We start from the raw sequence: 22,550 nt of genomic DNA on the forward strand, positions 1-22,550 counted from the left end.
GGGCCCGGTCGGAAATATGGCCGGAACGGCGGCCGAGAAGGCGGGAATTCCCCTGCGACGTGCACGAATTCGGTGCCGAAAAGTGCGCGTACCCGATCGACCGCCGGGTGCTCAATTCAGCGTTGTGTGCCAAACAATGGCGGCGGCCAGCGCTCCCGCGCCATTGACCGACCAGTGCAGCGCGATCGGCGCCAACAGGCTGCCGCTGCGGCGGCGCAGCCAGGTGAAAACGACGCCGGCGGCCGCGGTAGCGACGACGGCGAGCAGAATGCCGATGATCTGCCCCATGACGCCACCGCCGACGAATCCGGCGAGCCCGCGATTGCTGCTGGTCAAACCCAGCGATGAGGCGATGTGCCAGAGCCCGAAAAGCAGTGAGCCCGCGGCGAAGACGCCACGCGCGCCGTAGACCCGGTCGAGCGTGCCGTGCAGCACGCCACGGAACGCCAACTCCTCGGGAATCACCGTCTGCAACGGGATCACGATCATCGAGGCGATCAGCGCGCCGGAGATGGTGGCGTAGCGATCCGCCAGGAAGAACGGCCGGGTGACCGGCAGCGCCGCCCCGATGGCCACCGCCGCCAGCACCACGCCGACCGCGCCGAGTGCGTAGAGCGTGCCCCGCCGCCAGTGCCGCGGCGAGAGACCGAATTCATGCCAGTTCATGCCGCGGCGGCGCATCAACGCCAGCAGCACGAGGGCGGCCACGGGCACGGTCACAATGCTGGCCCAGGCGGTGGTGAAGTGCGCGATCAGATTGGTCCCCGCCAACACCACGACAACCACGGCCACGTCGGCATACGCATGCAATTTGTGGCGGGGTGGAGTCGCTTCCCCGAGGTCCTGTGCGAGCATCCCGCCCAGTGTACGGATGGGCGCCGGGTCAGCCGGCCCATCCCACCGGGTCGGTCCAGGCTTGCAGTGCGCGGGTGGTCGCGAAGCGGCGCGGCAGGTTGCTGATCGGATCGGTGAACTCGAGCGACGCGGCGAGCAACTGCAGCGGCCGGGTGAAATCATCGACGGGCTTGTCGGTCAGCACGGGGTAGAAGTCGTCGCCGAGGATCGGGACGCCCAGACCGTTCATGTGCAGCCGCAGTTGATGGGTCCGGCCGGTCAACGGGCGCAACCGGTATCGGCCGAGCCCGTCGCGATGCTCGATCAACTCGATCGAGGTCTCGGCGTTGGGCTCGCCGTCGACCTCCTGCGCCGCGAGCACATGCTTCTCTTTCACGATCCGGCTGCGCACGACCCGGGGCAGGCTCAGCGCCGGATCGTACGGCGCGATCGCCTCGTACTCCTTGCGGACGGTCCGCTTGTGGAACATCGTCTGATACGCCCCGCGCCGCGCCGGGTTGATGATGAACAGCACCAAACCGGCCGTCGCCCGATCCAGCCGATGCGCGGGTATCAGGTCCGGCAGGTCGAGGTCGCGGCGCAGGCGCACCAGCGCGGTCTGCAAGATGTGCTGGCCACGCGGAATGGTCGCAAGGAAGTGTGGTTTGTCCACGACGAGCAGGTCGTCGTCGCGGTGCACGACGGTCAGGTCGAACGGCACCGGCGTCTCGACCGGCAGGTCCCGGTGGAACCACACCGCGCCGCCGGGGACGTAGGGCGCGTCGGGAGCGATCGGGCCGTCGAGGTCGACGATCCCGCCATCGCGCAGCAACTCATCGATCCGCGCCGGAGCCACCCTGGGCAGCCGCTCGACCAAGTGGTCGCGAATCGTCGCCCAGTCGCCGTCCTCCGGCAGCCGGAGCCGGGCCGGGTCCAGGCCGTGCCGCTTCGGCAACGGCGGAAGCTGCCGCCTTCTCATCGGCATCGACCCTAGTCGCCGGGTGTTTTGCCGGGTGCTGCCGGGTCAGTGCGCGCGCACCGCGATGCCCGGGTAGTCGAGCACGAAACCGGACTCGTCATAGGTGAGCGTGCAACGGAAATCGAACTGCGGTGCCTGGTAGGCGAACCGCTGGTGCGGACCGTCATCGGCGATCCGGCCGTAGACCTGCTCCAGCCGGGTAACCTCCAGCCCGACGGCGCGCACATAGGCCGCGGGCGCATCGATCGTCGCGTCGACGTCGAGGCCGAGCCGGTGTACCGGGAACGCGTTGGTCAGTGCCGAAGCCTCCAGATCGACATCGAGGCAACCGCTCAGTCCGGCGTGCGGCACACCGTCGACCGTCCAGTTGCCCGCGCCATCGGTGTCCAGCGCGACCGTGTGCCAGCCGCCGGGGCGCCGGGTCGCGACCCTAGCCCGCCGGGTGCGCCACGACGGGTCCAGGGTGAGCTGATAGTCGACCGCCCATGCGCGGCCGTCCTCGACCGCCGTGGCGCATCCGTCGATCTGTACGCCGCTCTCGGTCGCCTTGAAATAGGCGATCTCGAAACCGGTGCGTGCGCCGCGATGCCGCCAGGCGGCCGACGGCGGTGCGGGCTCGAACATCGGCGCGAATTCAGAAGCCGCGCAGGCGATCCGGGCGGATCCGGACGACAGCGGAGTATTCGGTGAAGAACTGCTCGGCGGTCATCGAGATGTCCTTCAGGCCGTCGGTGTATTTCACTGTGTACGTGGCGATTTCGTCGGGCGTCGCGGCCACCTCATCGATGCGCGCGGTGCCGGTGAACACGACGACATCGCCGCCCCACTCGGTGGCGTTGAAATTCAGCGAAACGCGCGGATTACGGGCGAGGTTGCGCAGCTTGGCCTGATCGGGCTTGCTGAACAGCAGGAACTCGTCGTCGCGCCACTGGAACCAGACCGGGTTGGGTTGCGGGGTGCCCGAGGCCCCGACGGTGGTCAGCCAGATGACGGGTTCTTTCTCGAGGCGCTCGGCGACCTTGGCACCGAACGGGGTGCTCGGGTCGACGACGGGGGCGGCGGCGGATCGTTCGGAGGCCGTTGTGGTCATGCTCGGGACAACACCGCGACAGCCGCGACGATTCCTGATCGGCGCAGTTCGGCTGTCGCGGTCCCGGCCGTCCCGGGTGGGTGCGCGATCGGGCTACGGCGTCGCTCGCTCGTCGAGGACCATCCGCCGGGCTTCCACCAAAGTCCGGCGGGCTCGGCGGCGCATCCGGCACATATCCACGCTGCAGTTCAAATGCACCTGCATGGCGCGGTGTGCCTGATCCGGCGTCAGTGCACCCGGGTCGACAGAACACGGCGAAATTGTGGAAATGATTCGTGTAACAAACATATTCACGACTCCAATGTGGTGTTTCCGTATGGTGAAGCTAGCCATGTAGCGGCGCTATCGGGCCTGGTAGGACCGCTGTTCATGGAGCGTTCGCCGATGCGACGTGCATCGGAAAGTCTCGTGTACGAAACCGTTTTCGCAGGTAGCCGGAGCAAGTCCGCAGCGCGACAGACTATTCGGCGATAAAACGCGCGCATTTCTGAAAGGGGTCGAATGAACACCGAGATGCTGGAGCGACTTTGGCGATCGTGGGCCGAACGTGGGGCGGTACTGACGGAGGAGCAATGGGCGACGCCGACGCGGCTGCCCGGCTGGTCGGTGCGTGCGCTCTTCGCGCATGTAGCGCCCGATCCCGCGATCATGGCCGCGATGCGTGACGCCCGGGTGGCCGGCCCGGCCGCGGCCACCGACGGAGCCGAGGTTCTGCGAATCTTCAACGCCCCCGGCGGTTTAGCGCACGCGGCGGCCGACGACGTCGCCGTGCAGGCCAGCGAAGCGGCAGCGCGACTCGACACCGACGAACTGTTGCGCCGCTTCGCCGAGGACGGCCCGCGAGCTCTGGCCGAACTCGGCGATATCGATCCGGCGACCGTGCTGCCGCATCCGCACCTCGGTGCCGTGACCTATCAGGCACTGCTGGAGGTGGCGATCGTCGACGTCACCGTGCACCTGCTCGATCTGATCGCGGCGGTCGGCGGGCCGCCGGTGCCGCGGGCCGCGCTGCTGGGCACCGTGCAGGTGCTGGCGGCCGTGCCCGACCCGGTCGAGTTCATCGAGGCCGCGACCGGCCGGGGTGCGATCGCGGTGTTGCCGGTGATGCGATAGCTGGCCGCTCCGCCACCCTGTCAAAGGAAAGTTAGGCTAACCTACCTTTCGGGCGCATTGTGTGTGACGATGGGTCCGGTTCGGGGGATGGCGATGACGGCGAGAGGCAACAACCTATGACGGTGCAGGTCGCGCCGCTGCCCGCGGCGGAGACGGGGAACCGGCCGCCGCGCGCGGTACAGCAAGCGCGCAAGAAGGCGGAGGCGGCGGCGCGCAAGGAGATCCTGGCGCCCGTGCGCGCGGCACTGACGCTCGCGAGCCTGATCATGGCCGTCGCCTCGATCTGCGCCGTGGTGCCGTTCGTGCTGATTGTCGAGGCGTGCCGGGAGCTGCTCGCCGATCAGGTCGACACCGACCGGGTGTGGCGACTGGTGGTAGCGGCGATGATCGTGCTGGTGGCGCGTGGCCTACTGCAGGCGCTGGCGTTGACCTGGTCGCACCTGGTGGATGCCGGCTACCAGCTCACCGTCCGTCGGGCGCTCGCCGCCAAGTTGAGCAGAGTGCCGCTCGGCTGGTTCGGCGAACGCACCTCCACCGAGGTGAAGAAGTACCTCCAAGACGATGTCGAGGCGCTGCACTATCTGGTCGCGCACGCGCGACTGGAGTTCGTCGGTGCGCTGATCGTGCCGGTGGTCACCCTCGGCTATCTGGTGACGGTCGACTGGCGGCTCACGCTGATCCTGCTGGCTCCCTTGGCGGTCTACGGGATCGTGCTGAGCAAGATGATGGGGCAGGACAGCAGGGATCGGCTGGCCATCTATCACCGCTGGGAACGCCGGGTGCAGGAGTCGACCATCGAGTTCGTCGACGGCATCCAGGTGGTGCGGGCGTTCGGTCAGGCAGGCAAGGCGCACAACGAGTTTCAAACGGCGGTGGACGGTCAGGCACATAGTCTGGACCGCTGGAAGTCGCCGATGATCCGATCGCAGGCGGCCGCCGACGTCGTGATCGCGCCGGTGTTCGTGATGCTGGTGATCGTGGTCGCCGGATTGATCGGCGTCGGATCACAGTGGCTGACACCGCTGGACGTGCTGCCATTCCTGTTGGTCGGCCTCGGCCTCGGCAGTGCGCTGCTCGGCCTCGGCTACGGCGGTCAGGCGCTGCGTACGGCCGGTGCCGCCGCGTTGCGGTTGCACGAATTGCAGCAGACACCCGAATTGGTTGCTGCGACGAGCGATTCGTCCCTCGAGCCGGCAGCGGCGGGAGTGGTCCGTTTCGAGTCGGTCTGCTTCGGCTACCGCGCGGATCATCAGGTGCTGCGCGACATCGACATCGAGTTGACGCCGGGCACCATCACCGCCCTGGTCGGTCCCAGCGGTTCGGGCAAGTCGACGCTGGCCAAATTGGTGCCCCGCTTCTACGACGTGGACTCCGGCCGAATCACCATCGGGGGACGCGATATTCGCGAGTACTCGACCGAGGACCTCTACCGCACCGTCGGTTTCGTGTTCCAAGATGTGCGCTTGATCCGCGGCACGATCCGGGAAAACCTGCGGTTGGCCGATCGCGATGCAGATGAGGAGGCAGTCGAGCGGGCGGCGCGGGCGGCGCAGATCCACGACCGCATCGTCGCGTTGCCGCGCGGCTACGACTCCGAGATCGGCGTCGATGCCAGTTTGTCCGGCGGTGAGGCGCAACGGCTTTCGATTGCGCGAGCGCTACTCGCCGACCGCCCGGTACTGGTGCTCGACGAGGCGACCGCCTTCGCGGACCCGGAATCCGAGGCCGCGGTGCAGGACGCACTGGCCGTGCTGGTGGCGGGTCGCACTGTGCTGGTCATCGCGCACCGTCTGCACACCATCACCGGCGTGGACCGGATCTTGGTGTTGGACAACGGCACCGTGGTGGAACAGGGTGACCACCGCAGTCTGCGCGAGGCGGGCGGCACCTATCAGCGGCTCTGGGAAATCAATGAGGAAGCGCTCGGTGCGGTTGCGCTGATCGAGCAGGAGGCGACGCGATGATTCGCAAGGTGCTCGGGCTCGTCCCGGCCGAATTCGCCCCGCTGACCCCGAAACTGTTCGCCGCGATCGCCGCCCAGGCACTGAGCCAGGCGGCCGCCTATCTGCTGCTCGTTCCGGTGCTCGCGGCACTGCTCGATCGTGACCTCGGCCGGGCCTGGTTCTGGACGTTGCTGATGACCGCCGCCGTCGCGGGCGTGGCGATCTTCGGCTATCTGCAGACGGTCCTCGGGCTGCGCATCGCGGTCGGCATGCAGCTGCGGCTGCAGACCAGGATCGGTGATCACCTCAACGCCCTTCCGCTCGGCTGGTTCGAAACGCGCAGTGCCGGAAAGCTTTCCAGGATCGCCGTGGAGAACGTACGGGAGATCCAGGGCACCGTCGCCTATCTTCTCGCCAAGGTGCTCAACAGCATCCTGGTGCCGCTCGGTGTCGCGGTCGGCATGCTGTTCATCGATTGGCGCATCTGCGTTGCCATGTTGCTCGCCGCCCCCGTGCTCTTTCTGGTGAACACACTGGCCAACCGGGCTTACACCGGATCCGATCAGCGCATGCACGCCGCCGCGTCCGAGGCCGATGCGCGGGTGGTCGAGTTCGCGCAGGCACAGCCGGTGCTGCGGGCCTTCGGCGCACCCGGCGCGGGCGCGCTCGACACGGCGCTGCACCGCCAGCGTTCCGCGATGACCAGGATGGTGTTCACTGCGGTGCCGGGTCTGATCGTGTTCTCCCTGTTCGTTCAGGCGGTCTTCCTGGTGCTGACCTATGTGGTGGTCGGCCTGGTCACCGATGGCGCCGTCTCGGCCGCCGCCGCGATCGCGCTCATCGCCGTCAGCTCCCGGTTCATCGAGCCGTTGAATCAGGCCGCTCAGCTCGGCAATGGCCTGCGTGCCGCCGCTGCCGCGGTCGACCGGGTCACCGAATTGCTGGCCGAGCCGGTGCTGCCGGAGGCGACGGCGCCCGTCGCACCCGGTGTCGCGTCCGTGGTCTTCGACAATGTGAGCTTCGGTTACCAACCGGGTGAGCCGGTGGTCTCCGATCTGAGTTTCAGTGTGCCCGCGGGCACCACCACCGCGATAGTCGGCCCGAGCGGCGCGGGCAAGACGACGCTGCTGCGCCTGGCCGCGCGCTTCTACGACGCCGATTCCGGCCGGGTGGTCATCGGCGAACACGACGTACGCGACCAACCGTCGGAGACGCTGCTGAACCAGCTGTCGCTGGTCTTCCAGAACGTCTATCTGTTCAATCGTTCGGTGGCGGACAACATTCGGATCGGCAAACCCGACGCCACCGATGCCGAGGTGTGGCGCGTGGCCGAAGCGGCCAGGGTGGACGAGATCGTCGAGCGACTGCCGGACGGTCTGGACACCGTGGTCGGTGAGGGCGGCGTCGCGCTGTCCGGCGGTGAGCGGCAGCGGGTTTCGATCGCTCGTGCCCTGCTCAAGGACGCGCCGATCGTGCTGCTCGACGAGGCGACCAGCGCGTTGGATCCGCACAGCGAGGCGGTTGTCGTCCGTGGTGTGCACCAACTCGCCAAGGGCAAGACGGTCGTCGTCGTCGCGCACCGACTCGCCACCATCGCGCACGCCGACCAGATCCTGTTCCTCGACGGCGGCCGCATCGTCGAACGCGGCACGCACACCGAGCTTTTGGCTGCCTGCGGACGCTACGCCGACTTCTGGAACGAACGCTCGCGGGCCGTCGGCTGGCGGCTGGAGCCTGCCGCGGTCTGATCGAAAGATTTTGTGGCTAGGGCACACCGAGCGGTTCCCGCAGGAACGCGGTCAGCAGGTCGTTGGTCACTCGCTGCGTTTCTTGCGGGCCGCGGGAACCGCCGATGAGTTGGGCCACCAGGAATCTGGCCGGCCCGGCGAGGAAACGGGGTGCATCGGTGAAGCTGTAGTGGTTGGCCGCGCTGATCTCGTGGCGGAAGGTCGGCGCGGTCGAGCGGGCGATCAGCGAGCCGTTGCCTTCCACGAATTGTGCGGAGTGCTCGGTCTCCGCATAATCACTCTGCACCAACAGAAACGGCCTGCGCAGCGTCTGCCTGGGCAGCGTGCCGTACAAGGTGCCGTCGATATTCGCGGCGGCCAGCAGCCGGGAATCGCCCGCCAGCGCCGCCGCTGCGGCCGCGCCGCCGAATGAATGCCCCACTGCGGCAATGTGTCCGGTGTCGAGTCGGTCGGAAAGGCGCGGTCCCAGCGTATCCGGGCGCGACAGCTGATCGACCACGAAGCGCAGATCGGCCGCGCGTACGTCGAGTTGCCCGCTCATATAGCGCGATTGGTCCGGGTCGTTGTCCAGAAAGTGCGGGCGGGGTGTCGCGAGGGTGCCGTCGGCGAGTTCGGTGACCGCGACCTCGTAGGGGTGATCGACGGCGAGCACCACGAAACCACGGCTCGCGAGGTCGGTGATCAACCCGGTGTAGAACGCCCGCGGCGCACCGTATCCGGGTGAGAACAACACGACCGGCCAGCGCGGGCGGTCCGTGCTGACAGGGGCGTCCAACTGCGCGTGGGTCGCTATGCGGTGGTAGCCGCGCATGAGGAATCCGGGCAACAGTGCGACCTGCTCCGGCAGTCGGTCCAGCCCGTCGAGATACGCCGAGGATGATCCTTTCGCCGCCGCGTCGGCCGGATACCAGGCCTGGACAACGACATTGCGCCGATCCTCGACTGAATCCGTCGCGGACTCGGGCCTATCCCGATCGACCCAGCGAAAGATCTCGGTACCCACCGCATACGGTCCGCTCGGCCGCGGCAGCTCCGGCACGGGAGCCAGCGACCAAGCCAGCACGGCGGGCAGCAGCAGAAACCCCACGCCGCATCGGGCCACGGTCAGCCACCGGCCGCGCGGGCCGTCGGCGCGCCGTTTCGACTGCCGGACAACGAGTCCGACCGCCGCGCCGAACAGCAGGTAGGTGGGCGCGAACTGCCAGTAGAACCCTTCGACCAGATACTGCGCCACGCCCGCGGCTACCAGCACCGGCACCGCCACGGGGGCGATCCGGCGCGCGCGGTGCGGGACGGCGATCGCGGTCACCGCGAAGGCCAGGGTGGCGAGTGCGAGCACCATGTCCAGGATCGACATCCAGCTGACCTCCGCTCCGGGACACCGGACTACGCAGCTGCTGTGCGGCCGGTCTCGAATCCGACTCTCAGCCTGGCGGATCGGCGGGTCACCGCGCGTCGGGCGCAGGTCGCGATCCGATTCATCCTGGGGGATGACCCTTCAGGTGCGCGCGGGTATACCGCGCGAGCGCACCTACGCCGCGCGGACTACTTCCAGTACGCCTGGTACTTCATCGCGGTTTTGGGCACGCCGTGGACCTGCTTGAGCGACTTCACGATCGAACGGGTGGTGTGACCGTCGCAGGCCACCCAGGCGAACACGTTGTCCGGGCAGTCGAGCTCGTGTGCGGCTTCGCGGAGCAACCGGCCGTCGTCGACGCGTTGCACCCAGGTCACCTGGTGATGGGGCTTGGCGCGCAACGGAATCTGCCGGTCGGACTCGTACTGCCATTCCAGCCATACCCTGGCGGGCACGTCACCGATCGCGTCGAGCAGCGAGTTGATCGCGGGGATCGATGCGGTGTCGCCGAAAACGAGGTACTCGCTCGGCGTCGATTCGGGCAGCTGGAAATCCGAACCGAGCACGGTCACGTCGAGCTTGTCGCCCGCGGACGCGTGCTGGGCCCACCGTGCCGCGTGTCCGTTGTGCAGGGCGAATTCGATCGCGAAGCGGTCGCCTGCGGGGTCGGGGTCGACCAGGGTGTAGCCACGCTGGTGCAGCTTCTCGCCGGTGCTGTCGGGAAACCAGCAGCGCACCCATTGCGTCGGATGCACGGGGTGGTCGGCGAGCAGGCCACCTGCGGTGAAACCGAGTCGCAGGTACTTGTCGGTGACGATCTCGGTCGAGGTCACCGTGAGCTGGTAGTCGGTGCCGCCCCACGCTTTGACGATCAGACCGTTGATTCCCTTACCCATGTCGTTAGGTTAGCCTAACGAAACTGGAATGTCGCGCCGGTGGCTGTCGGCGCGGTCCGTCGTCACCCACCGGGCGACGACGGACCTTGTGCGACAAGGTGGTCGGACTCAGCAGGAGAGCCCGAGCGCCGCGGCGATGCTGCACTCGGACGCCTGGCTCAACTTCCAGGTGCCGTCGAGCTGCTTCCAGGACGCGTCGTAGGTGAAATCGGGGTAGCCCTCGGTAGTGACCCGCAACTGCGCGTCGATCCGGTCGCCGGAGGCGGACGGGTTGACCACGTTGTACCGCAGGCTCGGCGGTGCGGCGAGCAGGATCGCGCCGATCTTGTCCATGGTCGCCACGCCCGCTTCGCCCGATTCGAGCTCCGCGGCCCTGGCGGACCGTGGCGCGCCGGTGTTCACCGCGAGGCGCAGCTTGGCGGTCAACTCGGCGGCGGTCGGGGCCGCGGCGTGCATCGGCGTGGACAGCGGCGCCGCGAGCGCGGGGGATGCGGTGATCGCGGCGGCCGTCGCCCCGCCGAGCACGGCGGCGGTCAGCGCGAATGTCGTTGCCGCACGGCGTAACAGCGATTTCTTCGAGTTGCTTGGCATGAATTCATCCCATCGGTTACGGGTGTGAGTGCCGCCGCTATTTGCGGGACAAGTGTTCAATATAAGGTAAGGCTATGCAAACATAGCGGCGAAGAGTTTCGGATTGTGGGCACCGACACGTACCCGGCGGAAAGCGCGCAATTACGGCCTCTCGGGTATCGGAGAGAGCGGAGAACCGATGGAAACGCTGCTGATAGTCGGCGCGGGGCCGAAAGCCGTTGCGGTGGCGACGAAGGCGAAGGTGCTGCGCGAACTCGGCCTGCCCGCCCCGCGCGTCGTCGTCGTGGAAGCGCATGTGGTCGGCGGTAATTGGCTGCCGAGCGGCGGCTGGACCGACGGCAGGCATCGCCTCGGCACCAGTCCGGAAAAGGACATCGGCTTCCCGTATCACTCGACCTGGGCACGCGGTCGCAACGCGGAGATCAACGCGGCGATGACGGCTTACAGCTGGACTTCTTTCCTCGTGGAGCACGGCACCTACGCCGAATGGGTCGACCGGGGGCGCCCGAACCCGCCCCATCACGTCTGGGCCAAATATCTGCAGTGGGTGGCGCGCCGGATCGACCTCGAAATCGTCGCGGGCACCGTGCGATCCGTCGCGGCGGCGGCCGACGGCTGGCGGCTCACCGCGACCGGCCCCGGCGGTGAGCCGGTCCAACTGACCGGGGACAAGTTGATGATCACCGGTCCCGGCGCGAGTTCGCGCGCCATCGCCGACCACCCTCGGGTGCTGACCATCGCGCAATTCTGGGACCTGGCCGGTCGCCGTGCGCTGCCCGTCTCTTCGCGGGTCGCGGTGATCGGTGGCGGTGAGACCGCGGGCTCGGCACTGGATGAGCTGGTCCGCCACGGCATGCTGTCCATCTCGGTGATCTCACCGATGGCCACGATCTACACCCGCGGCGAAAGCTATTTCGAGAACTCGCTGTTCAGCGACCCCGTCAAGTGGGCGGCACTGAGCATTCAGGAACGCCGCGATGTGATCCGCAGAACCGATCGCGGCGTCTTCTCGGTGCGCGTCCAGGAAAGTCTGCTCGGTGACAGCCGGGTGCATCATCTGCAGGGCAGGGCCGTCCGGGTGACCGAACAGGGCGACGGGATCGCGCTGACGCTGCGCAACGAGATGCGCCCCGATCAATCGCACACCTTCGATCTGGTGATCGATGCGACGGGCGGGCAGCCGCTGTGGTTTCTCGACCTGTTCGATCAGGACGCGACCGATTTGCTGGAGTTGGCCATCGGCGGTCGGCCGACCGCCCAGCGGATCGAGGCGTCGATCGGCTACGACCTGTCGGTCGCGAACCTGGACGCGAAGCTCTATCTACCCAATCTGGCCGCGGTCGCGCAGGGGCCGGGATTTCCGAATCTCAGCTGCCTCGGCGAACTCTCGGACCGGGTGCTGTGTTCGCAGGCCGCGGCCAGGGGCGCGCGGCCGCACTTCGCGCGGGCTGCCACCTAGGGATGCGTGTGCAGCGCCCGCCGCGGTCAGTGGCGCAGGGTCGGCATGTCCGCGGGCGTGCGCGGCTTGGTGTAGAGCGTGATCCGGCGATCGGGCCGGATATCGAACTCGCCGAGACTCGGGGCGCCGAAGCGCTCCGCGACGCGCCGGACCGCGACGTTGCGATGGTCGGGGTCGATCATGATGCGGCGGCACTTCGGCTCGGCCGCGAAAATCGCGGGCAGCAGCTGAGCGGCGAACGCCGCCATCATGCGACGCCCGGTCAAATCCTGCTCCGCGGTGGCGAGATGCATCGCCACGTCGTAAGGATCGGCGTGGTAGAGGCGGGCGATCTCGTCCTTGGCCGGGCGGTACAGCTCCAGGTACGCCACGTCGCGCCGACCCAGCTCCGGCCGGCCATCGGCGGCGAAGTCGAAGCTGACAATGCATGGCAGGGAATAGGTTCCGGCCAGCTGCGCGCGCAGGTCTTGTTCGCGGCGCTCGGCCGACCACGGTTGTTCCCAGGCTGCCAGCAGGTGCGGCCGGTGCATCCACTCGCTCAGCAGCGCCGGGTCGGCTCCGTTCGGGTCGGCGACGCGCAGGCCGAACGGTTCGGGCACCGTCGGCAGCGCAGGAGCGGGCGCGGCGCGTACCTCGTCGGAGAGATCGGTCTGCTCGCGGGCCAGGACGTAGCGCGTTCCGGTGGTGTTCATCATGTCGAGCTCCGTGGGTAGTGACTCAGCGATCAAGTGAGGTTAGCCTATGCTAACGTTCGCTGCGGCTGGTTGCCGCTTGAGTGCTGGCAATGCCGTCGAGGTGCTGGTGGCCGGTTAGCTGGAGGAGTCGTATGACCAACAATCTCGGGTGGATTCGCAAATTCCATAAGCCCGCCGCAGCAGATTCGGCACCGCTGGTCGTCTTCCCGCACGCGGGTGCGGGAGCCTCGACCTACCGCGCCTTTTCCAAGCGACTCAGCGACGATTTCGACGTGGTCATCGTGCAGTACCCCGGACGCCAGGACCGGGCTGCCGAACCATTGGCGGCCAGTTGTGCCGAGCTCGCGGCCGGCGCACTCGCGGAATTCCTCGAATCTCCTTGCCACCGCGGTGTTCCGATCACCGTCTTCGGGCACAGCGTCGGCGCGATGGTGGCCTTCGAGTTCGTCCGGCAGGCCGAGGCGGCCGGTGTGTCGGTGGCGCTGCTCGGCGCCTCCAGCGCGGTCGCACCCGCTCTGGTCGCGCAGACCCCACCGTTGCCGACCGAGGACGACGCCCTGCTCGAGCGGCTGGTCGCGCTCAACGGCACCGGTGCCGAGGTGCTGGCCAACCGCGAGATCATCCGGCTGACCCTGCCGGTGCTGAAGGCCGACTATCGCGCGTTCGACAACTATGTCTGCGGTCCGGAAGTGCGGGTGGCGGCCAGGATCGAGGCGATCGGGGGTGCCGACGACGAGTTCGTGACCGCCGCCGAACTGCGGCCATGGGTGCGGCACAGCAGCCGAGGCGGCGCGGTGACTCTTTTCGATGGCGGGCACTTCTATCTGCACGACCATATCGACGGCATCGCCGAATTGCTCTCCTCCGCAGCGGTTTACGTCAGATAAATCCGCTCGTTCACGTTAGGTACACCATGGCAGTATCGGTTTCGGGGGACGAAAACGGCGTCGTCATCGTAGGGATAGGCGTCGAGGCGCCCGGCGGTATCGATAGTCCACGGGAATTCTGGTCGGCGCTGGCCGATTCGCGGGAACTCATCGGACCTTTTCCGCGGGATCGGGATTGGCCGCTCGAACAGCTGTTCACGCTCGGCAGTAGCCAGGGCTGGGCGCAGGTGCGCGACGCGGGTGGATTCCTGCGGGGCGCTGCGGAATTCGATCCCGGATTCTTCGGGATCACACCGCGTGAAGCGGTCGCCATGGATCCGCAACAGCGCGTCGGACTGCGCGTCGCCTGGCGGGCGGTCGAAGACGCGGGCTTGAACCCCGGTGCGCTGGACGGCAGTGCCGCGGGCTGTTGGATGGGCGCGACGCCGCTGGAGTACGGCCCGCGGATGGCCGAGATCACCGAACACAGTGGTTATCGGATGACCGGCACCACACTGGGCGCGGTAGCCGGACGAATCTCGCACAGCCTCGGGCTGACCGGTCCGTCGATCAGTGTCGACACTTCGTGCGCCTCGGGTTTGACCGCCGTGCACCAGGCGGCGGCGGCGATCCGGGCAGGCGAATGCGAATGGGCCCTGGCCGGCGGTGTCTGCGTGATGGGCTCGCCGGGCATGTTCGTCGAGTTCGCCAAGAACAACGCGTTGTCCGCGGACGGTCACTGCAGGCCCTACACCGCGGGCAGTACCGGAACACTATGGGCCGAAGGCGCGGGAGTCGTTGTCCTGGAACGCGAGTCGCGCGCCAGGGAACTCGGCCATCGCATCTACGGCAGGCTGCTCGGCTCGCGGGTGAACCACAACGGCAAGGGTGCGCCGCTGGCAGTGCCGAACGCACAGGCACAGGAACGGTTGATCCGCGACACGCTCGCGGCCGCCGATCTCGCGGCCGAGCACATCGGGGTGATCGAGGGTCACGGCACCGGAACGCCGGTCGGCGATCCGCTCGAACTGTCGGCGCTGATCCGAACCTACGGCGCGCCGGAGCGCGAGCGCGGGCCGCTGCTCGGGTCGGCCAAGTCGAATATCGGTCATACGCAAGCGGCCGCGGGCATCCTCGGCTTGATCAAGCTGCTGCTGTGCGGCGCGAACGGTCAGGTCGCGCCGAGTCTTTGGGCACAGGATCCGACCGAGGCGGTCGACTGGAGCACCACCAGCCTGCGCCTGGCCACGAAATATCAGCCGTGGGATCCGGTGGACGGGGTCCGCTACGGGGCGGTGTCGGCCTTCGGTGTCGCCGGGACCAACGCCCACGCGATCGTCGGTATGCCCGTTGAGGAGGACAACCATGGGTGACTACCGGCTGCCGGACCACACCGTCCCGGTCCTGCTCTCCGCCGACAGTGCCGACGGCGTGCGCGCCGAGGCGGCCGCGATCCTGGCGTACCTGCACGACCACCCGCGCACCACGCCGGAGCGCCTGGCCGACCAGTTGTTTCGCACCCGGATCGCGCGCCGCTACCGGGCACTGATCATGGCGACCGAGCGCGCGGATCTGCTCGACGCGCTGCAGGCCGTGCGCACGGACAACGCGCACCCCGCCCTGGTGACCTCCGACGGTCCGGCCGCGCCGCGCCGGATCGGCTTCGTATTCCCCGGGCAGGGGAGCCAGCAGGCCGGCATGGGCAAGCTCTATTACGAGCTCTCGCCAGCCTATCGCGCGGCGGTGGACGATTGCGCGGCCATGCACCGCGACCGGTTCGGCGACGAGCACGCGCTGCGCTATCTGCTCGGCACCGCGGAATCGCCCACCGGTTCGCTGCCGGAAGTCCAGCCCGCCAGGATGTTTCACCTGATCGGCTTGGCCGCGATGTGGCGGGCCGTCGGCGTGGGGCCCGCGGCGACCATCGGGCACAGTCAGGGCGAGCTCGCTGCCTGTGCGGTCGCGGGCGTACTCGACACGCGCGACGCCGTGCTGATCGTCGCGCATCGATCCGGGTTGCTCGAGCGACGGCTACCGCAGGAGCACGCGGTCGCCGTATTCGGCACCGGCCGTGCGGACTGCGAGGAACTGCTCGCCAGGCACTCCGGCTGGGCGGAGGTCTCCGTGGTCAACGCGCCACAGCTGGTCGGTGTCTCCGGGGAGCGGGAAACCATCGCCGATCTTGTCCGATTCGCCACCGCGAAGGGCATTTTCGCCAGGCAACTCCAGCTGTCCTTCCCGGCGCACACCTCGATGATCACGGGGTTGCGGACCGAATTCCAGCAGCTGCTCGAGGACGAGCTCGCAGGCACAACCTTCGCGCCGAGCGAGATCGCTTGCTACGGAGCCACTCTCGGGGCGGCGATCACGCCGGACCTGACCCAGCGCGAGTACTGGTATTGGAACATGCGCAACCGCGTCCGCTTCGATCGAGCGATCACGGCGGCCGCCGAGACGGTCGACACGTTCGTCGAGATCGCCGAGCATCCGACGCTACTGCCCGCGGTACGGGAGAACTTGTCGCCACTGTCGCCCGGCCCGCGATCGAACGCGCGAGATTTCCTGGTCGTGGGCACCTCGCAACGCACCGCGGCGGGGCTGGCCGAGTTCACCAGGAATGTGGCGGAGATCGCGGTGAACGACGCGCATTACCCCTGGCAGAGCTTGCGCACCGACGCCGAAGGGCGGGCACCCACGCTGCCGCTGCGCGACTTCCCGGCGGCGGTGATGAGCGCGAGAAGGCTATGGGCGTCATACAACTCAGGCGAGCAGGCGACCGGCGCGACTGCCGCCGCCGCACCGGTCCGGCTGCGCGAGCAGTGGACCGTCCTGACCCAGCGATCGCTGGCTGCGCCGCGAACGGTGCTGCTCATCGACCACGACGAGCGCGACCGCGAACTGGCGGCGCTGTTGCACGCGCGTGCTCCGCGCTTCGGTGCCGAAATATTCAGCAGCGCTGAAATATCCGGCAGTGCAGAGCAATTCGATACCGTCATGATGTTGCTGCCGACCGTCGACGCCACCGACGAGGCCGGCGCGGTAGCCGAACTCGCCGCCTTCGCCTCGGCCGCAGCCCGTTTGACCACGCTCGCGCCAGGGGTCACCGAATGTTGGCTGGTGACAACCGGAGCTGAGGCCGTCACGCCGGACGATCTGCCCACACTCGGCCACGCGGCGAGCAGCGCGGCGTTTCGTTGTCTCGGGCTCGATCACCTCGGCGTCACCTTCCGGCATCTCGATCTGCCCGGCGATGTCGGTGGCCAGGACCCGCAAGCGGTCGCCGACAAGATCATTCAGGCGATCCACGTCGGCGACGAACCGGAACTCGCGATGCGACACGGCAAGCTGCACGCGAAACGACTCGTCGTGGCCGAGCCACCCACCGCGCCCGCGCCGTCACCACGCGATGTCCTGATCCTCGGCGGGACCGGACATGTCGGGCTCGAGTTCTGCGCACGGTTCGTTCGCGACGGCGCACACCGGATCACCCTGGTGAGCCGGACCGGTGAAACCGCCGCGCTCACCGAACGATTGCGGCAGATCCGCACCCTCGGCCCGGCCGAGATCGAGGTGGTCGCGTGCGACATCACCGACTCCGCCGTGGTCACCGGCTTGGCGCGCCGTTTCACCGAGCGGCCCGCGAGCGTCGTCGTGCATGCGGCGGTCGACTACGTGTGGTCCCAGCTGGATCCCGAGGCGGTGGGCAGGGCGACCGCCGCCAAGGTGCTCGGCGTCGGCGCGGTATTGCGCGCCGTTCCCTTGGCCGAGGACTGCACGGTGCTGCTGTGTTCCTCGTTCGCGGCCAGTCTCGGAGGTCGCGGGCAGGCCCTGTACGCGGGCACGAACCGCATGCTCGACGGTCTCGCCGTGCGGCTGCGTGCCCAGGGCCTGGATTGCGTTGCGGTGCAGTGGGGTTTGTGGGGACTGTCCGCCGCGGAGCACGGCGAGGCCGAAACCCGGGTCCTCGGCGCCGGGCTGCGCACGATGGACGCGGCGGCGGCGATAACCGCAGGTCTCACCGCGCGCGAGGCGAACAGCGTTGTGCTGTCGGCCGAGTGGGAGCGGCTGCGCGAGACGGTCGAGATCGCCGGTCTCGCATCGGTTTTCGCGCCCGCGCTGACGGAACTGGCACCGACGGTCCCGCAACCGGTACCCGAGGAGCCCGTGCGGGCCACCGTGCAGCCTGCCCGAGCAGTCGACGTGGCGGTCGACTACGCGCAGATCATCCGGCGCGAAGTCGCTCGGGTGATGTCCACCGACGGCCGCGACGAGATCGACGGTTCGGTTCCGCTGGTCGCACTCGGCTTCGACTCGTTGCAGGCGCTCGACCTGCACGCCCGGGTCGCGTCCACGCTGAACCGCGACGTGCCGGTGACGCGGATTCTGGCGGGCGCCTCCCTGGACGACGTCGTGCAGCTCGTATCCGAGAACCGAGGAGTCGCCGGATGACGGAGAACACCAAGGCGCCCGTGCCCGAGATCGAGGACGTGCTCGCGCTGAGCCCCCTGCAGGAGGGCCTGTTCACGCTGGCCAGGCTGGCCGGCGAGGGCGACCTGTATGCCTTCCAGTTCGTCTTCGAGGTGGCGGGCCCGGTCGATGTCGCACTGCTGCGCCGCAGCGTCGAGATGATCCTGCGCAGGCACGCCAATCTGCGCGCGTCCTTCTGGGACCGTGACCTGCCGAAACCGGTGCAGATCGTGCCCACCGAAGCCGAACTGCCGTGGGCCGAACGAAGCGTCGGCGCAGCTGAACTCGACGACATCATCGCCGCCGAAGCGCGCGGCCCGTTCGAGCTGGCGCGTGGCCCGCTGCTGCGCGTGCTGCTGCTCACGCTGCCGGATCAGTCGCGACGAATGGTGCTGACCGCGCATCACATCGTGTTGGACGGCTGGTCTCTCGGTGTGTTCTTCCGCGAGCTCTACGCACTGTACGAAGCGGGCGCGGTGGCGGACGCGCTGCCCGCCCCGCGCCCGTACCGGGACTACATCGGCTGGCTCGCCGCGCGCGACACTGATGCCGCGCTGCGCCGATGGCGCGCCTACCTCGCCGAGGTCGACCCGCTGCACCTGGCCGATCGAGCGGACACGACGGTGAACACCATCGTCCCCACCATCGACACCTCGACCCTCGACCCGGCCGACACCGCGCTGTTGACGGCGTGGGCGCGATCCAACGGGCTCACCATGAACACGGTGGTGCAGTACGCCTGGGCCGTCGTCCTCGGCAGGTTGTGCGACCGGCGCGATGTCGTGTTCGGTACCACCGTTTCCGGCCGACCGGACGAGCTGTCCGGCGTCGAGACCATGATCGGGCTGTTCATCAACACCATCCCGGTCCGGGTGGACGTCGGCGCCGACCCGGTGGTGGCGGGTTGCCTGCGGCTGCAGCGCGAGTCGGCGCCGATGCGGGAGCTCGCCTATGTGAGTCTGTCCTCCATCCAGCGTGCCGTCGGTTCGGGGGCACTGTTCGACACCCTGTTCGTGTTCGAGAACGCGCCCATGGCCGATGTCCTTCGCCCCACCGTGACGGCGGACGGCACTCGGTTCCGGCCGATCACCTCGGAGAGCCTGACGCACTACCCCTTGGCGGTTACCTCGTTCCTGTACGAGGGACATCTGGTCGTGACGATCGAGGCCGTGCAGGCGGTGCTCGGCGCGTTGTCCGGACGCGATATCGGCGCCCGATTGCTCGCGGTGTTGCGGCAGCTGCCCGGGATCGGCGAGCGCGGGCCCGACGCCCTCGATATCTTGCTGCCCGCCGAACGTCCGCAAGCCCCAGCGGCACTCGCGCCGGACGTGTGTGAGGTGAGCGTGCCGGAGCTGTTCGCCCGCCAGGTCGCGGCGACACCGGACGCGCTCGCGCTGAGCACCGAGCATGCGCGGTATACCTACCGCGAGTTGTCCGACGCAGTCGAGCGGGTGGCGGGTGCGTTCACCGCTCATGGCGTAGGGCCGGAAGATGTTGTTGCACTGGCGCTCCCGCGATCAGCGGAGTCGATCGTCGCGATTCTCGCTGTGCTCGCGAGCGGCGCGGCCTACGTCCCGGTCGATCGCGAGCTGCCCGCCGCCCGCGTCGAATCCATTCTGCGCCAGTCCCGTTCGCGGATGGTCGTGGTGGATGATGCCGGCCTGCCCGCGCTCGACGCACTTGCGGAACGCCCGCGGGTACTGGCGTACCCAGAGCTCCTCGACAGTGCGCCCGGTCTTTCGCCGAACCCACCGCGGCCACAGCACGGCGCCTATCTGATCTTCACCTCGGGATCCACCGGCGAACCCAAGGGTGTCCTCGGCACCCACGCCGCATTGACTGCGTACTTCGCCGACCACCGCGACCGGGTCTACCGCCCCGCGGTGGCCCGGCTCGGCCGACCGTTGCGCATCGCGCACGCCTGGTCGCTCAGCTTCGACGCGTCCTGGCAGCCGCTCATCGGACTGCTCGACGGACACGCCGTCCACCTGTTCGACACCGAGGACATGCGCGACGCGCAGCGGTTGGTCGCCGGCGTCCGGCGGCACCGGCTGGACATGATCGACACGACGCCGTCGATGTTCGCGCAGCTCGCCGCGGCCGGGCTGGTCGACGCGGGCACGCCGCTGTCGGTCCTCGCGCTCGGCGGCGAAGCGATCGGTGTGCCGCTGTGGCAGCGGCTGTGCGCCCTGGCCGATATCGCCGTGCACAACTGCTACGGCCCGACCGAGACGACGGTGGAGGCGGTGGTCGCCGCGGTGGCCCGGCCGGATGCGGAACCGACCATCGGCACGCCGGTGACCGGGATGACCGGCTACGTCCTCGATTCGCGGCTACGCCACGTTCCGATCGGCGTATCCGGCGAACTGTATCTGTCCGGTGCCCAGGTGACCCGTGGGTACGTAGGGAAGCCGGGAATCACCGCCGAGCGATTCGTCGCCGACCCGGTCCGCGCGGGTGCGCGGATGTATCGCACCGGAGATCTGGTGCGCCGCATGCCGAATGGTGACTTGACCTACCTGGGGCGCGCGGACGATCAAGTCAAGATTCGCGGCTATCGGATCGAGATCGGCGATATCGAAAGCGCGTTGCTCGCGCTGCCCGGCGTGCGCAGTGCCGCGGTGATCGTGGTGCGTAAGGCGAGCGGACCCGCATTGCTCGCCTGTGTGGTCGGTGCCGGGTTGAGCCCCGCGGAACTTCGGATCGCGCTGGGGGAGCGGTTACCCGCCTACATGGTTCCGCATCGAATCCTGGTCGTCGCGCAGCTGCCGGTGACCGGCAACGGCAAGCTGGATGCCAAGCGGCTCGAGCAGCTCGCCGCGGAGTCGGCCGCCGAGCTGGTGCAGGCGACACCGCGCAGCGCGACCGAACAGCGCCTGTGTGCCGCCGTAGCCGAGCTGTGCGGCGGTGCGATGCCCGGCATCGACGACGACCTGGTCGGTCTCGGTCTCGACAGCATCGTCGCGATAACCCTGGTGAACGCGCTACGCCGGGAAGGCCTTTCGATCAGTCCGAAGCTGGTGCTCGGCGCGTCGACGATTCGTGAGCTCGGCGCGCGCGTCGACGCGACCGTGCGCGCCGAACAAGCGCCGAGGGCAAGGGACTACGGCGACGTCGATCCGGTGCCGATCGTGTCGTGGATGCACGAGTACGGCGGCTATCGCAGGCTGGGTCTGAGCAATCTACTCGAACTGCCCGAGAACATCGACCGAGCCGGGCTGACCTCGGTGTTGCAGGCCGTGCTCGACGGACACGACCTCCTGCGGGCCGTATTCACCAGCACCTCAACGGGTTACGAGCTCCTGACGCGCGCGCCGGGCAGTGTGCGGGCAGCGGATATTCTGTCCGTGGTCGAGGTCGGGACGGACTTGCCTGCGACGCTGGCCGCGCGCAGCCGTGAGGTCCTCGACGAAATCGATCCGCACACCGGTGACCTACTGCGTGCCGTGTGGTTCGTCCGGCGCGACGCCCCGGACGTCCTGCTACTGACCGTCCATCACCTGGCCATCGACCCGGTGTCATGGCACGTCCTCAGCGCCGATCTCGCCGCGAGCTGGGCGTGCGTCGTCGCCGGGCAGGCACCGACTCCGCCGGTCGAACACGTCGACTACCGGCAATGGGCACGTCGGCTGCGCGAACGCGCAGGCACCGCAGCGGTTTCGGCGCAACGGGAGTACTGGATCGGCCAGGTTGCCGCGCCCGATCCGGTGCTGGGAACTCGGCTACCCGATCCTGCCTCCGATACCTGGGCCTCTTATCAGGTGCACCCGGTGTCCGCCTCAGCCGAGACGACCGCGTCGATCCTGGAAGGGCTGCGGCACGGCAACGCGGGCGTGCGGGAATTCCTGCTCGCCGTGCTCACCATGACGCTGGCGAGTTGGCGGACCGAGCGCGGTCAGAACCCGAGGGCCGGAACCTATCTCGCGCTCGAAGGGCATGGCAGAGAGGACGCGGTGCTCGGCGAGGACATCGACACCGCGCACACGCTCGGGTGGTTCACCAGTATCGTGCCGGCCCGCCTCGGTGTCGGTCGCGATTGCGTGGATGTGGTTACCGCGCAGCAGGATCCGGGTAGCGCCATGGCCCTGCTCGACGCCGTTGTCACCCACCTGACCGACCTGCCGAACAACGGCATGGACTACGGCGTGCTGCGCTATCTGGACCACACACCCGAACTGGTCGACGCGCCGCAGCCGCAGGTGCTGTTCGACTACCTCGGTCGCTTCGACCTGACCGGGGCGGGCAGGCCGTGGGCGCCGATCCCCGACCCGGCGCTGCACGGCTGCCTGCCGCCCGTCGCCGAACCGGACTTCCCGCTGCGCTACGCCCTCGACGTCATCGCGGCGGTGCGAACCACGGCGGACGGTCCGGAGTTGGTCACGTACTTGCGCTGGAGCGACGCGATATTCACCGCCGAGGCGGCGCAACGGCTCGGCGAGCTCTGGCACGACGCCGTCGAGGCCATGGACCGCGCGCTGGCCACGGTCGCCGTCGGCGCCGATTGAGCGGCGA

At 68.4% G+C, this 22,550-nt stretch carries 16 protein-coding genes; 8 read left to right on the forward strand and 8 right to left on the reverse strand.

What is annotated here, in order from left to right; translation table 11 throughout:
• Window positions 1-111: 111 nt before the first annotated feature.
• From ACIHA7_RS29660 to ACIHA7_RS29675, 4 genes are read right to left on the reverse strand one after another with little or no spacing between them, the layout of a single operon-like run.
• Window positions 112-855, reverse strand: a complete 744-nt coding sequence (locus ACIHA7_RS29660; RefSeq protein ID WP_397294202.1) for a lysostaphin resistance A-like protein — start codon at window positions 853-855, stop codon at window positions 112-114.
• A 28-nt stretch (window positions 856-883) separates the two neighbouring features.
• A complete protein-coding gene (locus ACIHA7_RS29665; RefSeq protein WP_397294204.1) occupies window positions 884-1,813 on the reverse strand; it encodes an RluA family pseudouridine synthase in 930 nt (309 codons plus the stop codon).
• A gap of 45 nt (window positions 1,814-1,858) precedes the next feature.
• Window positions 1,859-2,437: a putative glycolipid-binding domain-containing protein gene (locus tag ACIHA7_RS29670; RefSeq protein ID WP_397294205.1), complete on the reverse strand. Its 579-nt coding sequence runs from the start codon at window positions 2,435-2,437 to the stop codon at window positions 1,859-1,861.
• 10 nt (window positions 2,438-2,447) lie between these two features.
• A complete protein-coding gene (locus tag ACIHA7_RS29675; protein WP_397294206.1) occupies window positions 2,448-2,903 on the reverse strand; it encodes a TIGR03667 family PPOX class F420-dependent oxidoreductase in 456 nt (151 codons plus the stop codon).
• Between the two features lie 501 nt (window positions 2,904-3,404).
• Here ACIHA7_RS29675 and ACIHA7_RS29680 point away from each other — a divergent pair.
• The 3 genes from ACIHA7_RS29680 (at window position 3,405) to ACIHA7_RS29690 (ending at window position 7,707) form a co-directional block, all read left to right on the forward strand.
• Complete coding sequence (locus tag ACIHA7_RS29680; protein ID WP_397294207.1) at window positions 3,405-4,016, forward strand: maleylpyruvate isomerase N-terminal domain-containing protein; 612 nt, start codon at window positions 3,405-3,407, stop codon at window positions 4,014-4,016.
• Between the two features lie 116 nt (window positions 4,017-4,132).
• On the forward strand, window positions 4,133-5,980 hold the full coding sequence (locus ACIHA7_RS29685) for an ABC transporter ATP-binding protein (protein ID WP_397294208.1): 1,848 nt from the start codon (window positions 4,133-4,135) through the stop codon (window positions 5,978-5,980).
• Complete coding sequence (locus ACIHA7_RS29690) at window positions 5,977-7,707, forward strand: ABC transporter ATP-binding protein (RefSeq protein ID WP_397294209.1); 1,731 nt, start codon at window positions 5,977-5,979, stop codon at window positions 7,705-7,707. Before ACIHA7_RS29685 ends, ACIHA7_RS29690 begins: the two co-directional genes overlap by 4 nt.
• A 16-nt stretch (window positions 7,708-7,723) precedes the next feature.
• On the opposite strand, the gene ACIHA7_RS29695 is transcribed toward ACIHA7_RS29690, so the two are convergent.
• The 3 genes from ACIHA7_RS29695 to ACIHA7_RS29705 all read right to left on the reverse strand — a co-directional run bounded on the left by ACIHA7_RS29695 (window position 7,724) and on the right by ACIHA7_RS29705 (window position 10,551).
• Window positions 7,724-9,064 (reverse strand): alpha/beta hydrolase family protein, encoded by a 1,341-nt coding sequence (locus tag ACIHA7_RS29695; RefSeq protein ID WP_397294210.1) that lies wholly within the window; start codon window positions 9,062-9,064, stop codon window positions 7,724-7,726.
• 188 nt (window positions 9,065-9,252) lie between these two features.
• Window positions 9,253-9,960: a siderophore-interacting protein gene (locus ACIHA7_RS29700; RefSeq protein ID WP_397294211.1), complete on the reverse strand. Its 708-nt coding sequence runs from the start codon at window positions 9,958-9,960 to the stop codon at window positions 9,253-9,255.
• A 108-nt stretch (window positions 9,961-10,068) separates the two neighbouring features.
• Window positions 10,069-10,551: a hypothetical protein gene (locus ACIHA7_RS29705; protein WP_397294212.1), complete on the reverse strand. Its 483-nt coding sequence runs from the start codon at window positions 10,549-10,551 to the stop codon at window positions 10,069-10,071.
• Between the two features lie 178 nt (window positions 10,552-10,729).
• On the opposite strand from ACIHA7_RS29705, the gene ACIHA7_RS29710 reads away from it, so the two are divergent.
• Window positions 10,730-12,010, forward strand: coding sequence for a SidA/IucD/PvdA family monooxygenase (locus tag ACIHA7_RS29710; RefSeq protein WP_397294213.1), 1,281 nt, complete (start codon window positions 10,730-10,732; stop codon window positions 12,008-12,010).
• Window positions 12,011-12,036: 26 nt separating this feature from the next.
• Here the strand turns inward: ACIHA7_RS29710 and ACIHA7_RS29715 are convergent, their stop codons facing one another.
• Complete coding sequence (locus ACIHA7_RS29715; RefSeq protein ID WP_397294214.1) at window positions 12,037-12,705, reverse strand: GNAT family N-acetyltransferase; 669 nt, start codon at window positions 12,703-12,705, stop codon at window positions 12,037-12,039.
• Window positions 12,706-12,836: 131 nt separating this feature from the next.
• Here ACIHA7_RS29715 and ACIHA7_RS29720 point away from each other — a divergent pair, with 131 nt between their 5' ends.
• Genes ACIHA7_RS29720 through ACIHA7_RS29735 form a run of 4 tightly spaced genes read left to right on the forward strand, consistent with a single transcriptional unit; the run spans window position 12,837 to window position 22,543 of the window.
• Window positions 12,837-13,592, forward strand: a complete 756-nt coding sequence (locus ACIHA7_RS29720) for a thioesterase II family protein (RefSeq protein WP_397294215.1) — start codon at window positions 12,837-12,839, stop codon at window positions 13,590-13,592.
• Window positions 13,593-13,618: 26 nt separating this feature from the next.
• The gene (locus tag ACIHA7_RS29725; RefSeq protein ID WP_397294216.1) at window positions 13,619-14,944 is read left to right on the forward strand and encodes a polyketide synthase; all 1,326 of its coding nucleotides are present in this window, start codon (window positions 13,619-13,621) and stop codon (window positions 14,942-14,944) included.
• Window positions 14,937-18,020: a nocobactin polyketide synthase NbtC gene (gene nbtC / locus ACIHA7_RS29730; RefSeq protein ID WP_397294217.1), complete on the forward strand. Its 3,084-nt coding sequence runs from the start codon at window positions 14,937-14,939 to the stop codon at window positions 18,018-18,020. The genes ACIHA7_RS29725 and nbtC overlap by 8 nt, the downstream gene beginning before the upstream one ends.
• Window positions 18,017-22,543: an amino acid adenylation domain-containing protein gene (locus tag ACIHA7_RS29735; RefSeq protein ID WP_397294218.1), complete on the forward strand. Its 4,527-nt coding sequence runs from the start codon at window positions 18,017-18,019 to the stop codon at window positions 22,541-22,543. The genes nbtC and ACIHA7_RS29735 overlap by 4 nt, the downstream gene beginning before the upstream one ends.
• The last annotated feature ends 7 nt before the right edge of the window (window positions 22,544-22,550 follow it).

The organism is Nocardia sp. NPDC052316, from assembly GCF_044547795.1.
Taxonomy (GTDB): Bacteria; Actinomycetota; Actinomycetes; order Mycobacteriales; family Mycobacteriaceae; genus Nocardia.